Raw genomic sequence first — 15,425 nt, forward strand, 5'->3', positions numbered from 1 at the left:
ACACAAAATAATTAATAAAAACAAATACTTGCAAGGTTAATTCCTGCAATGCACAGTTGGTGTGCCATTGCAGGACCGCCCAGTCCGGCCTGCCTGATGCCTGTGGGAGGAGAACCATGAACAGGATATCTGCATTCAGCGTCTTTGCGCTGATGATGACTTCGGCTGCCGCCTTTGCCGATACGGTGACAGTAGTGACCTCGTTTCCGCGTGACCTGACCGACCCGTTCAAGGCCGCCTTTGAGGCCGCGCATCCCGGTACGACGCTTGAAGTCGTCAGCCGCAACACCAACGCTGCCGTCTCGCATCTGCAAGAGACCCGCAGCGCGAATACCATTGACCTGATGTGGGCGTCTGCCCCCGACGCCTTCGAGGTACTGAAAGAGGAAGAGTTGCTCGCCAAGGTGGACGTAAAGTTCGAGGGTATTCCCGATGTGATCGGTGGCTATCCGGTCCATGATCCCGACGGCACCTATTTCGGCTTCGCTGCCTCGGGTTATGGGATCATGTATAACACCCGTTACGTTCAGGCGAACGACCTGCCCATCGCGCGTGAATGGGAGGATCTGAAGCGTGCTGAATATAACGGCCATGTTGCGATGTCCTCGCCTTCGCGTTCTGGCACTACCCACCTGACGGTCGAGACCGTGCTGCAAGGCGAAGGCTGGGATCAGGGCTGGGCCACCTGGAAGTGGATCTCGGGCAACATGAATACCGTTACCGAACGCAGTTTTGGCGTTCCGGATGCGGTCAATTCGGGCGCGACCGGCTTTGGCATCGTCATCGACTTTTTTGGACTCGCGTCCAAGGCATCGGGCTTTCCGGTCGAACTGGTCTATCCCAGCGTGACCGCCATCGTACCAGCCAATATCGGCATCATTGCAAATGCGCCGAACCCCGAGGGTGCAAAACAGTTCGTCGAGTTCCTGCTGTCGCCAGACGGGCAAAAAGTCCTTTTGGACCCTGCGATCATGCGTCTGCCGGTCGATCCCAAGATCTATGCCAGCGCCCCCGATGGCTTTCCGAACCCGTTTTCCGAAGAGTTTGCGCCGGGTGCGATCGAGTTTGATGTGGATAAATCCGGGGTCCGCTACAATCTGGTGAACTCGCTTTTCGACGTGCTGGTGACCTATCGGTTGGACGATTTGCGCGGGGCCGTTGCTGCCGTGCAAAAGGCCGAGGCAGCCCATGCCGACACCGGCAACAAGGAGGCCGCCGCGCTGATTGCCGAGGCCCGTGCGCTGATCGAGGCCATGCCGATCACCGAGGCCGAGGCGCAGGACCCGGCCTTTACCCAGGTTTTTACCATCTCGCGCGCTGAACCCGGGACTGAGGTTGTCGGCCGTCAGGCTGAAATCGAGCAGGCCTGGGACAGCTTTGCGGTCGAGAACTATCGCAAGGCCAAGGAACTGGCTGACCAGGCCACAGCGATGAAGTGACGGCAGGAAGTTCGATCCCGCGTTGCCTGTGGCGGCGCGGGTATCCGTGACGCCTTTTGACGCCCCGAGGACACCATGCCCAACACTTCCCAGACCGCTTCAAGCGGGTTCACCTTGTTTCCGCGCCTGTCAGGAGCTGCGGTCGCAGGTATCTTGATCGCGATCTTTTTGATGGCGTTTCTGATCCTGCCAGTGGCGCAGGTAATCTATGTAGCCTTTCTGGAGGCGCGGACCGGTAGCTTTACACTGCAGAACTTTCAGGACTTTTTCAGCACGACGCTGTTTCGTGAAAGCTTTGTTAACTCGTTTTACGTCTCGCTGATGTCGGTGGTCGTGGCGACGGTGATCGCGCTGCCTCTTGCCTATATCACCACACGCTTCAACTTTGGGGGTGCGGCGGTAATTCAGGCGCTGGGGGTGATCCCGCTGATCATGCCTCCCTTTGTCGGGGCGGTGGCGATGTCGCTGCTATTTGGGCGCAACGGCTCGATCAACTTGCTGCTGAACCAGTATTTGGGCTTTCGCATTCCGTTCATGGAGGGGCTGAACGGCGTCATTCTGGTCCAGTCGATCCATTACTTTCCGTTCATCCTGATCAACCTGTCGGCAAGCCTGCGCAATATCGACCGCTCAATGGAAGAGGCGGCGCAAAACCTTGGCTCGTATGGGATGCGGATGTTCCGGCGTATCGTCTTTCCCCTGGCGATGCCTGGCTATCTGGCCGGGGCGGCGCTGGTCTTTATCAAGGTGTTTGACGATCTGGGCACGCCACTGCTGCTGAACGTGAACAACATGCTGGCTCCGCAGGCCTATCTGCGCATCACCGGGGTCGGCATCAATGATCCGATGGGCTATGTGATCTCGTTCATTCTGGTGGCGTTCTCGGTCTTTTCGCTTTGGGTGTCCTTTCTGTTCATGCGGGGCAAGGACTATGCAACCGTGCAAAAGGGTGGTGGTGGCCTGTCCCGCAGGGATCTGAAACCGCGCGAGAAATGGCTGGCATGGGGCGTGATCCTGCTGATCCTGGCCATGGTCCTGTCGCCCCATATCGGGCTGCTTTTGCTGGCATTCGGGACGATCTGGTCATTCTCGCCGCTGCCAGACGGGTTCACCGTGCAGCATTTTGGCACGATCTTTACCCAGTCATCACAATATGTCTGGAACACGCTTGTCTATGCCGGATCGGCGGCCGTGGTCGACGTCGTTCTGGGAACTGCCATCGCCTATATCGTGATCCGCACCGGGCTGCCGGGACGCAAATGGCTGGATTACATGGCAACCGCTGCGCTGGCCGTGCCTGGGGTGGTGCTGGGGATCGGATATTTGCGCATGTTCCACGGCATCCAGCTGCCTTTCGGATTGGGCCAGATGTCCAGTTTCTGGGGGATCATCATTGTGGCGCTGGCCGTGCGGCGCCTGCCTTATGCGTTGAGGGCCTGTATGGCGGCACTGCAGCAGGTCGCGCTGTCGCTTGAAGAGGCTGCCGAAAGCCTTGGCGCCTCACGCTCCAGCACTATCCGCCGTATCGTGGTGCCGCTGATGACCGGGGGCATCCTTGCCGGGTTCGTCACCAGTTTTGCCACAGCCGCGGTAGAGCTTTCGGCGACGATCATGCTGGTCGGACGATCCTCGGACGCGCCGCTGGCCTATGGCATCTATCTTTACATGCAATCGCCCGCCGGACGCGGTCCGGGGGCCGCGCTTGGTATCCTTGCCGTCGTGATCGTGGCGGTCGGCACCTACCTTTCGCAGCGCATCATTGAGCGCGAGCGTGCGCGCCAGACCATGACTGGCGATCAGCACTAGTTTCGGAGAAGCACAGATGACACTGACCAAAGCTGGCATCCGTATCGAGGATCTGCACCTGTCCTTCGGTGACACCAAGGTGCTGGAAGGTATCGACATGGTCATCGAACCGGGTGAGTTCTTTGCCTTTCTTGGCCCTTCGGGGTCGGGGAAATCGACTCTTTTACGGGCGATTGCAGGTTTTGGGCCCACGCCACGCGGACGCATCCTGATCGGTGATCGTGATATCGCAAACCTGCCACCGTGGAGGCGTAACGTCGGCATGGTGTTTCAGTCCTATGCGCTGTGGCCCCACATGTCGGTGCGCCGCAACGTAGCCTTTGGCCTGGAAGAACGCCGCCTGCCTGCACGCGAGATCGGCCCCAAGGTTGAGCGCGCGCTTGAGATTGTCGGCCTTTTGCATCTGGCTGACCGGATGCCCGCCCAGCTTTCAGGCGGGCAGCAGCAGCGCGTCGCACTGGCACGCACCATCGCCATCGAACCACAGGTTCTGCTGCTGGATGAACCGCTCTCGAACCTTGACGCTGCGCTGCGGGTTCAGATGCGGCGCGAGTTGCTGGCCTTGCAGCGCAAACTGGGCCTGACGACGATTTTTGTCACTCACGATCAGGAAGAGGCGAACACCACTTCTGACCGGATGGCGGTCCTTGATAAGGGGGTGATCCAGCAGATCGGCACTCCGCAACATTTGTATGACCAGCCGGCCAATGCCTTTGTTGCAGGGTTCCTTGGTACCGCGAATATCCTGAAAGGCGCCCTGCAGGGGGCAGAATTCGTGACGGCGGGTGGCCAGCACCTGCCCGTAGCAGCCATGGTCAAGGGCGCGAACTGCATCGTCCTGCGTCCCCAGAATATCCACATCAGCATGTCGGATGGCACGATTGCGGGCAGGGTCGCGCATCGCGAGTTTCTGGGCAGCCAGATCCGCTATCTGGTAGATACGGCGGACGGCAAGATTATCGTCGATACGCTGCACTCTTCCGGTCGGCCACCTTATGACGAGGGCGCGCCCGTGTCGCTGGCGATCGACAGCCAGAACGCGCCCTTGCTGGTAGCCTGATCCATGGCCGAGCTTTGGTTCATCCGCCATTTCCGTACGCCATGGAATGCTCAGGGCCGTCTGCAAGGCCGACGGGATATCGCCTTGGAGGACCCGCTGAGCCCGCAGGGTATGGCGGTGCTGGCTGCAAACCGTCAGGCTTTGGCAGGACGGGATTTCGCTTTGGTCCTGACCTCTCCGCTGGAGCGGGCGCGCCGTACGGCCGAACTGCACGGCTTTGCCGCCGAGCCTGACCCCGACCTGGCCGAGATCGCATTTGGAGCGTGGGAAGGGCGCACCTGGGCCGAACTGGAGGCCGCCCATCCGGGTGCTTGGGAAAATGCGCCACACACCTTGCCGCTGGGCGAGCCGTTTTCCGATTTCATCGCCCGGATCACGCGGGTGCGCGAGCGGGCGTTGGCGGCCTCCGGGCCAGTCCTGGCTTTTGGCCATGGCGCATGGCTCGGTGGTTTGCAGCTGGCCGTTGACGGCGGAAAGGGAATGCCTCGTCAGGCGCTTGGCAACGGAGAGCTGGTCAGACTGGACCTGACAGCCGTGCGGCAGGTTCAGGAGGGGTAGCAGATTGATGGGCCTGGCCCAGGCAAAGGCGCCCAGTGGCTCAGGCCAAGCCCTTGACGCTGCGCCCTACAGCGGGTGATCCTGCATTTCCTGTGCGACCCCGGCATCGACCGGGGTTTCATAGGTCATCAGAATATAACCCAGAACCGAATAAAAGCCGACGGTGGCGATCAGGTCGATCACCGCCTTGCGCCCCAGAGTCTGGGCCAGCTCTGCCTCAAGCGGCGCTGGCAGGCGGCGCTGTTCGAACAGCGCATCTACCGCTGCGGCGATCAGCCCATCCTCACCATCGGGTCTGTTGTCGTTTTCGCCGCGCATGCCCAGAATGCGCTGATCCGGCATCCCAAGTGCGCGGGCGCGGCTGACGTGATGAGCCCATTCATAATCCGATCCCATGCGATGCGCGGCCCGCAGGATCACCAGCTCTGAGCGGATCGGCCCCAGAGCGGTATCCTTGACGATATGCTGGCGCAGCGGTGCCCAGGCCCGCAACAGTGCGGGGTGATGGGCCATGGTGCGATAGACGTTCAACGCTCCGGCAAAGCCTTCGCGCAGGTCAAGGATTTCGGCGGGCCAGTCGGCATCCGACAGCGGAGGGCAGGGCGAGGTCATGGAAAGCTCCGGGTCAGGGAAAGTATTTGGCATAGATATGGGGCGCACGGTCGGCCCATATGCCGGTAAAGCCCCGATAGCGGGCGATTTGGGCAAGGTCGACTTCGACCCTCAGCACATCCTCGCCATCGTGGTCCAATGCGCCCAGCACGGCACCATCGGGTGCGAGCGCGCAGGAGCGGCCGAAAAACCGCTGCTCGCCATGGCTGCCACAGCGGTTGCAACTTAGAAAAAAGACGCCGTTTTCGGTTGCCCGGGTATAGGCCCGGTGCAGAAATAGCGCCTCATCCGCGACTGGCGTATCTTCGGCACCAAAAGAGGCCCAAACCGAGGTGACTATCCCCGCGCCCTGCATGGCCATGATGCGGGTGATTTCAGGAAAGCGGATGTCGTAGCAGATCTGCATGCCAAGCCGGGTTTCACCAAAAGCGTGGGTATGGATCTGGTCGCCGCCAGTGAAATACAGCTTTTCGTTCTGCCACTGGTGGATCTTGGCATAGCAGCCCAGAACACCCGAAGGCCCGATCAGCAACGAGCAATTGCGCATGACGCCCGCGCGTATAGGGTCGCGCATCCCCATACCTACAACGATATGCGTGTCATGCTGCTGCGCTGCCTCGGCCAGTGCTGCGATCTCGGGCCCATCGGGTGCGGCGCAGGCGTGATAAAGCGCGCCGGCATAATCCGCGGCCGGGATGGTCATGGGTCCGCCCGGCACCATTGGCTCGACATAGCCGGTGTTGACAAGTTCGGGGAACAGGATCAGTTGCGCGCCGTGCCCCGCCTCGGCGGCGATATGGTCGTGGACCTTGCGCAGGTTCCGGGTGGGGTCCAGTGTTGTCACATCCATCTGGACAAGACTTGCGGTGATCATGTCAGCACCTCCAGCCGGCGTCCTGCGGCAAAATCCCAGTCCCGGCCAGGCGCTGCCGCGATCAGGCTGCGGGTGTAATCATGGCGCGGATGGGCCAGCACCTCGGCCGCGGGGCCATGTTCCACCACCGCACCGCGGCGCATTACCATCACCTCATCACAGATCTGTGCTGCGACACGCAGGTCATGGGTGATGAACAGGATGGCAAGATTACGTTTGGCCTGCAAATCTGCAAGCAGCTCCAGCACCTGCGCCTGTACCGAGACATCCAGCGCGGACACCGCTTCGTCAGCGACGATAACCTCGGGGTCCATCATCAGTGCCCGGGCAATGGCGATGCGCTGGCGCTGGCCGCCCGAAAACTGATGTGGAAAGCGTTGCAGGCTGGTACGAGGCAACCCTACGACCTCGATCAGCTCGCCCGCGCGGCCAAGAGCTGAGGCGCGGCTTTCGCCCAGGTTCAGCGGCCCCTCGATCATGCTTTCGGCGATGCGCAGCCGCGGGTTCAAAGAGCGGTTGGGATCTTGGAACACCATCTGCACCCGGCGCCGCGCCGAGGCCAACGCTTTGCCCGCGCGCAGGCGGGCGATATCCTGACCATCAATGCGGATTTCGCCGGCGCTGGGATCCTCTAGCCGCAGAACGCAGCGCGCAACGGTGGACTTGCCTGAACCGCTTTCGCCGACGATGCCCAGTGTTCGCCCCTGCGCCAGGCGAAAGCTGACACGGTTTACCGCATGGACGCGATGCGGGGCGCGACCCATAAGTTGACCGGCCAGCGAACCTATCTGGAACACCTTTTCCAGCGCGTTGACCTCGATCGCTGGGGTGCCGGTTACCTCGGGGCGCGGCTTGCGCGGTGTCAAAGAGGGCACAGCCCGCAAAAGCGCCTGCGTATAGGGCTGCGTCGGGCGGCTTAGCACCTCTTCGACCGTGCCGGATTCGACCATTTCGCCATGACGCATGACGCAGACGCGATCAGCAATATCGGCGACTACGCCCATGTCATGGGTGATGAACAGAACGGCAGTATTCTGCTGTTCCTGCAATTCGCGGATCAGCGTCAGGATCTGCTTTTGGGTCGTTACATCCAGCGCCGTGGTCGGTTCATCCGCGATCAGCAGCCTGGGTTTGAGAGCCAGTGCCATGGCGATCATCACCCGCTGGCGCTGACCGCCGGACAGCTGATGCGGATAGCTGTCATAGATGCGTGGGGGATCGGGCAGATGCACCGAGGCAAAAACCTCAAGCGCCGCTTGCCTGCGTTCGGCCGGGCTCATGCGGCGGTGCGCGCGATACACCTCGTCCATTTGCAGACCGATTTTCAGCACCGGGTTCAGTGCCGTCATCGGTTCCTGAAAGATCATCGCCATATCCGATCCGCGCAACGTCTTGGTTCGCGCGGGGGTGGCGGTCAGGATCTCTTCACCGTTCAGTTTGACCGACCCTGAGGTCGCGCACAGCTCGCCCTGTGGCAGCAGATCCATCGTCACCAGAGAGGTCACGGATTTGCCCGATCCGGATTCCCCCACAAGGCAGACCGTCTCGCCCGGTGCGATGTCAAAGCCGACGCCCTTGAGAATCTCGACGGGCTCGCGGCCGCAGGTCGATACGCGCAGGTCGCGGATCGACAAGACCGGCGGGGCAGCAGTGGTGTGATCAGCCATCACTCGGCCCTCCCTTTCATCTTTGGATCAAGGCGGTCGCGCAATGCATCGCCCAAGAGATTGATCGACAGGATGCACAGCGACAGCACGATGGCTGGCCAGAATACCAGCCAGGGTCGCATGGCAAAGTAAAGCCGCCCCTCGGCCATGATATTGCCCCAGGTCGGGGTTTCGGTGCCAATACCTACGCCAAGAAAAGACAGCGCCGCCTCGGTCAGGATAGCCGAGGCGTAGATATAGGTTGCCTGTACGATCAGTGGTGCAATGGTCGCAGGCAACAGGTGGCGAAGGATCAGGCGCGGAGCGGGTGTGCCAAGCAGCTGGGCAGCCTCGACATAAGGTTCGGCACGGGCGGCCAGCACGCGTGAGCGGACCAGCCGCACCACCTGCGGGATTTCGGGGATCATGATGGCGATGATGACTGTAACCAGCCCCGCCTTGGTCAGCGCGACAATGGCGATGGCCAGCAGGATACCGGGAATGGCCATCATCCCGTCCATCAGCCGCATCAGCACCGCGTCAATGCCGCGAAACCACCCGGCCAGCAGCCCCAGCGGCAGGCCGATCAGGATCGCACCTGCCGCGACGCCCGCACCGACCACCAGCGAGACGCGGGCGCCATATATGATCCGGGAATAAAGGTCGCGGCCAAAGCTGTCGGTGCCCAGCCAGTAGGTTTCGGACGCCGGTTGCAGACGCATGGCGGCATTGATCCGTGTCGGATCGAAATTGGCAAGCTGTGGGGCAAGCACCGCCATGGCAAGTGCTGCGGCAAGGACCACCAGCGACAGGATGACGGTCCAATGCGGCAGGTTGCGGGCAAATCGGCGGCGCGGCAAAGCGGGGTAGGCGGGCGTCGTCATTGGTAGCGGATCCTTGGGTCGGTCAGCGCATATGAGACGTCGATCAGCAGGTTGATGACGACATAGGTTCCGGCGGTCAGCAGAATGATTGCCTGAATCAGCGGATAGTCCCGCGCCAGCACAGCATCGACCACAAGCCGGCCAAGACCGGGGACGTTGAAGACCGTTTCGGTCACCACCACGCCCGAGATCATCATAGCAAACCCGGTTCCGACCACGGTCAGGATGGGGATTGCCGCGTTGCGCAGCGCGTGGCGAAACAGCACCACGCGTTCGGACAATCCCTTGGCGCGGGCGGTGCGGATATAATCTTCGCGCAGAACCTCAAGCATCGCCGCGCGGGTCATGCGTGACACAAGCGCGATATAGATCGAGGACAGCGCCAGCCCGGGCAGAAAGATGCGGTGCAGAAAGGGCCAGATCCCATCGGAAAGAGGCTTATAGCCCTGGACCGGAAACCACTTCAGATGCACTGCGAAAATCCCGATCAGCACATAGCCGATGACAAAGATCGGCACTGAAAATCCAAGGACTGACAGGGACATGACCAGCCGGTCCACCAGCCCGCCATGGCGGCGCGCGGCGGCGACGCCCAGAGGCAGCGAGATGATGACGGTCAGGATCATCGCCACCGTCGCAAGCGCCAGGGTCGGGCCGATACGCTGGCCGATCATTTCAAGCACCGGACGCTGTGAAATCAGCGAATTGCCAAAGTCGCCATGCAGCATATTGCCGATCCAGGTCGTGAACTGTGTGGTCAGCGGCGCATCAAGGCCAAGGCTGTCGCGGATAGCGGCTATCTGTTCGGGGCTGGCCTGATCGCCAGCGATGGCCTGGGCCGGGTCGCCCGGCGTCAGCCGCAGCAACAGAAACACGATCAGCGCGATCAGGAACATGACGGGCACCGCCATCAGCAGGCGGCGCAGCAGATAATAGAGCATGACGACCTCTCGTAAAGCGTCGGCGCGCGGGATGGACCCGCGCGGGGACTGGCTTATTCAGGCTTTTTCACGCCCCAGAAGAGGGTGATCGGCCCGGGTTGCAGCTCGGTGATGCTGTTCCGCCATGCCGCGACCGACTGGAACTCTCCGGCATTGTAGTAAAAGCCCTGATCATAGGCGATCTGCTGGATTTCCGAGGCGATGCGCTTTTGCTCATCCAGTTCGGTGGCGACCAGATACTGTTCGCGCAGGGTCTCGATTTCGGGGCTGACCGGCCAGCCCGCCCAGGCGTTGTCGCTGCCCGACCCGTCCAGCATGGCATGCACCAGAGGGTTCCAGATCCCGGTCACGCCCCAATAGGTAAACAGCATGTTCCAGCCGCCCTCGGCCGCGGGCTGCCAACCGTTCTTGCGTGATTGCAGCGTGGCCCAGTCCATCGAGGCGATCTCGACTGTGAAACCTGCCTCGCGCAGGCGTTCGGCGGCGACGATGGGCTGGGTGGACAGGATGGTCAGGTCCGTCGGCTGCATCATCAGCACCGGCGTTCCGTCATAGCCCGAGCTTTTGAGGATTTCCTGTGCCTTGGCCATCCGCTCTTCTGGGCTGCCGGTCAGGTATTGCGAGCCGGCATCCGAGGCCAGAGGCACCCCGCACCCGTAGTCCGAGGCGCAAAGCGTGTAATATTCCGGATTGCCGATGGCGGTCTGCATCAGCTGCTCCTGATCCAGTGCATACATGGCGGCGCGGCGGACCTCGGCATTGTCAAAGGGCGGCAGGCGGTGGTTGAAGCGGCCCGTCACCTGACTGCCCAGCGGGTTGATGACGCCGTATGCCACCTCGTCATTCATCTGCAGCAAAGGCAGCAGATCAATGGTCACCTGCTCGATCAGGTCGATATCGCCTGATTGCAGCGCGTTGATCGAGGTCTGCATGTCGGGCATCGCCTTCCACACCACCTTGTCGATATTCACGACCTTGCCGCCGGCAGTCCAGCTGGCCGGCTCAGAGCGCGGCTGATAGTCCTCGTTTCTGACATAGACGGCCTGATCGCCGGGCCGGTACTCGTCGGCGACGAATTTGAACGGGCCCGAACCGATCATTTCGGCCACTTGCTCGCCCGCCGGGGTCTCGGCCAGACGTTTTGGCATCATAAAGGGTGGCACGGGTGAGGGTTTGGCCAGCAGGTCCAGCACATGCCCAAAGGGCCGGTCCAGCTTCAGGACCAGCACCCTGTCCGAAGTCGCCTCTATCGAGGCGACATATTCCATCATCTTGCGTCCGGCCGGATCGTTTGCCGCCCAGCGTTTCAACGAGGCTGCGCAATCCTCGGCCGTGACCGGGGTGCCGTCATGCCAGCTAAGTCCGTCGCGCAGGGTAAAGGTATAGGTCAGCCCGTCCTCTGATATCTGGTAGTCAGCCATCTGGGGCTGCGGTTTGTAATCCGCATCCATCCCCAGCAACGTGTCAAAGACCATGAACCCGTGCGTGCGCACGATCTGGGCCGTACTCAGATGCGGGTCCAGCGTGCGCAATGGTGCCTGCATCACCACATTCAGGACCGTCTCGGCCAAAGCCGGACCAGCCTGAAGAAACCCTGTCGCCATAGCGGCCCAGCCGAGGGCGCGAAGTCCCGAAATCGTCATCATACCTCTCCTGTTTCTGGTTTTTTTGTGATTTCCGGCAGTTCGCACCACGGCCATGCCCGGGTGATGTCCAGCCGGCGATAGGGGATCAGCCGCACATCCGCAGGGCCAAGGTCGGGGGTGTCGACCACCAGGATGCGTTCGGCCAAAGGTTCGTAAAAGTCGCGAAAATGCGTCTTGGAACGCAGCAGGATCACATCGTAATCCTGTGGCTGCTCGCCAAAGATGGCGAAAGGATCTCCGTCTACGGCAAAGGCGAAATGCGATGTGACCGAAATCCGCACCTGCCCGATCTGCAGCAGTGCGGTCAGGCCCAGATCGACGAAGCTGCCCTGCTGATAGCGGCCTGACACAGTAAAGCTTTTCTGGCCGGACCATAGCACGTCTGCTTCGGCATTGATCGGTCCGCCGGTCTCGGGCGCGCTTTTGCCGCCAAGACTGACCGGAATGCGTGCGCCGGCGCCCGCTGCATGAGCCTGTGCCGCCGTCTGTGGATCCAGCAGGAACGGCACCATGACCTTGCCGACATTCCGGTTCATTAAGGCGCGCAAAAGATGCGTGGAATCGTTCATCCGGTCTGCGTGCTCCAGCAGCACCACCGGTCTGCCTGTTGCAGGATGCGCGGCAAGATCTGCCATGGCCTCATCGACCGAGATCACCGGGACGGCCCCGGACAATTCACGCCGCAGCCCGTGCAGGCGGCGGGCGAAATGCAGGGCCCGGGCCTCGGCCGAGGCTTGCCCCTGCCAGTCAAGGCAGATGACCGACATGCCGGTGTTGGCGGCGTCCGCGTAAGAGAATCCGGCCATGACCGAGATGTCGCAATCATGCCTGGCCTCAGTTTCGCGTGCCTCAGCCATGACGGTCGCAAGCGGTTGCAGCGAGGTGGCCGACATGATCGACGGGATGACGATACCCGGACGCGCCACCGCAAGCCCGGGTCTTTGTCCGGTGCGGATCATGCGCAGCAGGGCGCGGGTGGCGCGCTTGCCGGTTTCGCCCATGTCGATATGCGGGGAATGGCGGTAAGCTACGGCGATATCGGCGCCTTGCAGCATCCGCGCGTCGATATTGCCGTGATAGTCCAGGGCGACAGCAACGGGCAGATCAGGCTGGGCGGCACGCAGGCTGTCGATGATATGACGTTCGACATCTGTATAGCTGTTGGCCCAGCAAGCGCCGTGGAGAAACAGGACGATCCCGTCAAGCGGTTCTGCCTTGGCGACCCCTTCTAGCAACTCATCGGTATAATGCGCCACAGCTTCGTCGCTTGCCGGACCCAGCGCGCCCAAAAGCGTATGGAACAGCGGCACAAGCTCGGCGCTTTCGGCGTCACAGACCCCGATGCAGCCGCCCGGAACGGTATTGGTGCCGCGAAACCTTACCAGGATCTCGGCACCGCGGGTACAGACGCGCTGGAACTCGGCCAGCTCGACCTGTTGCGGAACGCTGCTGACCGATTCAAGGTTGAAACCGGCAAAGGCGATGCGCGCTTGCATGACAACGCTACCCCGCGGTGGCGGCGGCGATGGCGCCGGCAAGACGGTCGATGATCTGGTCGATTTCCTCGGGCTGAATGATATAGGGCGGTGCCAGCAGCACATGATCGCCATGCACCCCGTCGATGGTGCCGCCCATCGGATAGCACATCAGCCCTCGCGCCATCGCCTCTTTCTTGACCCGGGCGTGAATGCGGAGGGCCGGATCGAAAGACGCCTTGCCGTCCTTGTCCGCGACAAGCTCGATTCCGCGAAACAGGCCTCGCCCCCGGATATCGCCGACATGGGGGGATTGACCTAATGTTGCGTCCAGGCCCGCTTGCAGGCGTTCGCCCATGGCCTGCACATGTTCCATCATTCCGGGGCGTGACAGGATCTCGACGACCTTATCGGCGGCGGCGGCCGCGACCGGGTGGCCGATATAGGTATGGCCGTGCTGAAACAGCCCCGAGCCATCGGCAAAGGCGCGATAGATCTGTTCGGACAGCATGACTGCGCCAATGGGTTGGTAACCACCCCCAAGCCCCTTGGCGATGGTGACAAGATCGGGGCGCACTTCCTCGGCCGTGCAAGCGAAAAGCGAGCCTGTACGCCCCATGCCGCACATCACCTCGTCAAGGATCAGCAGGACGCCATACCGGTCGCAGACCTCGCGGATCAGGCGGAAATAGCCGGGGACCGCCGGAACCGCGCCCATGGTCGCACCGACAACGGGCTCGGCGACGAAAGCGATGACCTGATCGGCCCCCAGTTCGATGATCTTGGCCTCTAGTTCCGCTGCCAACCGCTGGGCATAGGCGTCGGTCGTCTCGTCCGGGCGCTGGTCGCGATAGGCATAGCAGGGGGAAACGTGGTGCGTTTCGGGCAGGATGGGCTGGAATTGGGCACGGCGCCAGGCATTGCCACCAGCGGCGAGCGCCCCGATGGTATTGCCGTGATAGCTTTGGCGGCGGGCGATGATGTGGCGCCGCTGTGGCTGGCCGATCTCGACGAAATACTGGCGCGCCATCTTTAACGCTGCCTCGACCGCCTCGGAACCGCCCGAGACGGGATAGACATAATCCAGCCCCTCGGGAGCCAGTCTCACCAGCCGCTCGGCCAGCCGCTCGGCGACGTCGGTGGTGAAAAATGAGGTATGGGCATAGGCGATGTGGTCCATCTGGACCCGCATGGCCTCAAGCACCTCGGGATTGCCATGGCCCAGACAGCTTACCGCTGCTCCCCCGGAGCCGTCGATATAGCGGCGCCCTTCGGCATCCTGAATATAGACGCCCTGTCCAGAGACGGCATGCGGCAGCGCCGCCGCAATCGAGCGGTGGAGTATTCTGGTCATTTATTTGCCCTGCTGATGAAGGGGAATCGCTCTCCCCCTCCTCCCTGATTCGTTTGTGCCAAAACTTATGGCATCAGGCAACAAATGTTTTATTTCTTCGTTGAAGAAACGTCTGTAGCACCGGAATCTGAGCTTTTACGTTGCACTTTGCACGTTTTTTACCAATTCTGACGGCACATGACCCAAAGGCTTGGAACGAATGTCTCATCAAGACGCCCTGCGGGCTCAACTCATTGCCGCGTTTGATGGAATGCCGTCGCAGTTGCAGCAGGCCGCGCGCTATATTCTTGAACATCCAGATGAGGTGGCGCTGGTCTCAATGCGGCAGCTGGCGCGCAGTGCGGGGGTGCAGCCCTCGACCATGACCCGGCTGGCCAAGTTTCTGGGTCTGGATGGTTATGACGACATCCGTGCCCATCATGCCCGCGCCATCCGGCAGCGCATTGATGGTTTCGCTGCCCAGCAGCAACGGGCGAGCGTAAGCCAAGACGGGCTGGCCGTGCAGATGCTGCAAAGCCTCTCGGTGCAGATTGCGCGGCTGACCGAGCCGGGGGCCGTAAGCCGCTTGGAGGCAGCCGCCGCACGTCTTGGCGAGGCCCGCCGCATCTATGTGCTGGGGCTGCGCTCTTGTCATCTGGTTGCATGGCATTTCCATTATGTGATGACGCTGCTGGGAGAGCACAGCGTGCATCTGGACGGGCCTGCGGGGACGGTCGGTGACGGGCTGATGGGGGCCGGACCGCAGGATGTGCTGCTGGCGGTGTCGATCAACCCTTATGCGCGCTATTCGCTTGAGCTGGCGCGCATGGCCCGCGACAAAGGGCTGGGCATGGTGGCGATTACCGACAGCGAGGTTTCCCCTTTGGCTGCCATGGCAGATGAAGTGATCCTTTGCCCTACGGAAAGCCCGACCTTTTTTCACACTCTTGCCCCTGCGCTGGCCGTGTCCGAGGTGCTTTGCGGGCTTTTGGCCAATCGCAACCGTGAGGGTGCATTGGCTGCATTGGAAAATGCCGACCGGCATCTGTCAGAGCTGAACACTTATTATACCGCCCCAAAGCGACGTCAGTCATCCAAGGGGGCAAAAAGTGATGGGCCGGAATAATCGGCGTCGTCATCCGAGAGCGAAT

General features: G+C 61.6%; 13 protein-coding genes. 5 read left to right on the forward strand and 8 right to left on the reverse strand.

Annotation, left to right across the window (positions count from 1 at the left end):
• Positions 1-116: 116 nt before the first annotated feature.
• The 4 genes from PARACOCCUSGL_RS0106330 to PARACOCCUSGL_RS0106345 all read left to right on the forward strand — a co-directional run bounded on the left by PARACOCCUSGL_RS0106330 (position 117) and on the right by PARACOCCUSGL_RS0106345 (position 4,863).
• Positions 117-1,439 (forward strand): ABC transporter substrate-binding protein, encoded by a 1,323-nt coding sequence (locus PARACOCCUSGL_RS0106330; protein ID WP_010394371.1) that lies wholly within the window; start codon positions 117-119, stop codon positions 1,437-1,439.
• 171 nt (positions 1,440-1,610) lie between these two features.
• Positions 1,611-3,245, forward strand: coding sequence for an iron ABC transporter permease (locus PARACOCCUSGL_RS0106335; RefSeq protein WP_237701488.1), 1,635 nt, complete (start codon positions 1,611-1,613; stop codon positions 3,243-3,245).
• A 16-nt stretch (positions 3,246-3,261) separates the two neighbouring features.
• Positions 3,262-4,305 (forward strand): ABC transporter ATP-binding protein, encoded by a 1,044-nt coding sequence (locus PARACOCCUSGL_RS0106340; RefSeq protein ID WP_010394375.1) that lies wholly within the window; start codon positions 3,262-3,264, stop codon positions 4,303-4,305.
• Positions 4,306-4,308: 3 nt separating this feature from the next.
• On the forward strand, positions 4,309-4,863 hold the full coding sequence (locus tag PARACOCCUSGL_RS0106345; RefSeq protein ID WP_010394378.1) for a histidine phosphatase family protein: 555 nt from the start codon (positions 4,309-4,311) through the stop codon (positions 4,861-4,863).
• A 66-nt stretch (positions 4,864-4,929) separates the two neighbouring features.
• Here PARACOCCUSGL_RS0106345 and PARACOCCUSGL_RS0106350 read toward each other — a convergent pair whose 3' ends face one another.
• Genes PARACOCCUSGL_RS0106350 through PARACOCCUSGL_RS0106385 form a run of 8 tightly spaced genes read right to left on the reverse strand, consistent with a single transcriptional unit; the run spans position 4,930 to position 14,295 of the window.
• Positions 4,930-5,475, reverse strand: coding sequence for a carboxymuconolactone decarboxylase family protein (locus PARACOCCUSGL_RS0106350; RefSeq protein ID WP_010394381.1), 546 nt, complete (start codon positions 5,473-5,475; stop codon positions 4,930-4,932).
• A 13-nt stretch (positions 5,476-5,488) separates the two neighbouring features.
• The gene (locus PARACOCCUSGL_RS0106355) at positions 5,489-6,349 is read right to left on the reverse strand and encodes a carbon-nitrogen hydrolase family protein (RefSeq protein WP_010394382.1); all 861 of its coding nucleotides are present in this window, start codon (positions 6,347-6,349) and stop codon (positions 5,489-5,491) included.
• Positions 6,346-8,016, reverse strand: coding sequence for an ABC transporter ATP-binding protein (locus PARACOCCUSGL_RS0106360; protein WP_010394383.1), 1,671 nt, complete (start codon positions 8,014-8,016; stop codon positions 6,346-6,348). Before PARACOCCUSGL_RS0106360 ends, PARACOCCUSGL_RS0106355 begins: the two co-directional genes overlap by 4 nt.
• The gene (locus tag PARACOCCUSGL_RS0106365; protein ID WP_010394384.1) at positions 8,016-8,879 is read right to left on the reverse strand and encodes an ABC transporter permease; all 864 of its coding nucleotides are present in this window, start codon (positions 8,877-8,879) and stop codon (positions 8,016-8,018) included. Before PARACOCCUSGL_RS0106365 ends, PARACOCCUSGL_RS0106360 begins: the two co-directional genes overlap by 1 nt.
• Positions 8,876-9,820, reverse strand: coding sequence for an ABC transporter permease (locus PARACOCCUSGL_RS0106370; protein ID WP_010394385.1), 945 nt, complete (start codon positions 9,818-9,820; stop codon positions 8,876-8,878). Before PARACOCCUSGL_RS0106370 ends, PARACOCCUSGL_RS0106365 begins: the two co-directional genes overlap by 4 nt.
• Before the next feature lie 53 nt (positions 9,821-9,873).
• Entirely contained in the window at positions 9,874-11,463 is a 1,590-nt protein-coding gene (locus tag PARACOCCUSGL_RS0106375; protein ID WP_010394390.1) for an ABC transporter substrate-binding protein, read from the reverse strand.
• Complete coding sequence (locus PARACOCCUSGL_RS0106380; protein ID WP_040601777.1) at positions 11,463-12,962, reverse strand: M81 family metallopeptidase; 1,500 nt, start codon at positions 12,960-12,962, stop codon at positions 11,463-11,465. Before PARACOCCUSGL_RS0106380 ends, PARACOCCUSGL_RS0106375 begins: the two co-directional genes overlap by 1 nt.
• Positions 12,963-12,969: 7 nt before the next feature.
• Positions 12,970-14,295, reverse strand: a complete 1,326-nt coding sequence (locus PARACOCCUSGL_RS0106385) for an aspartate aminotransferase family protein (protein WP_010394394.1) — start codon at positions 14,293-14,295, stop codon at positions 12,970-12,972.
• A gap of 199 nt (positions 14,296-14,494) precedes the next feature.
• Between PARACOCCUSGL_RS0106385 and PARACOCCUSGL_RS20330 the strand changes: the two genes are divergently transcribed.
• Positions 14,495-15,400: a MurR/RpiR family transcriptional regulator gene (locus PARACOCCUSGL_RS20330; RefSeq protein ID WP_010394396.1), complete on the forward strand. Its 906-nt coding sequence runs from the start codon at positions 14,495-14,497 to the stop codon at positions 15,398-15,400.
• The last annotated feature ends 25 nt before the right edge of the window (positions 15,401-15,425 follow it).

Source organism: Paracoccus sp. TRP, assembly GCF_000185925.1.
Lineage (GTDB): Bacteria > Pseudomonadota > Alphaproteobacteria > Rhodobacterales > Rhodobacteraceae > Paracoccus > Paracoccus kondratievae.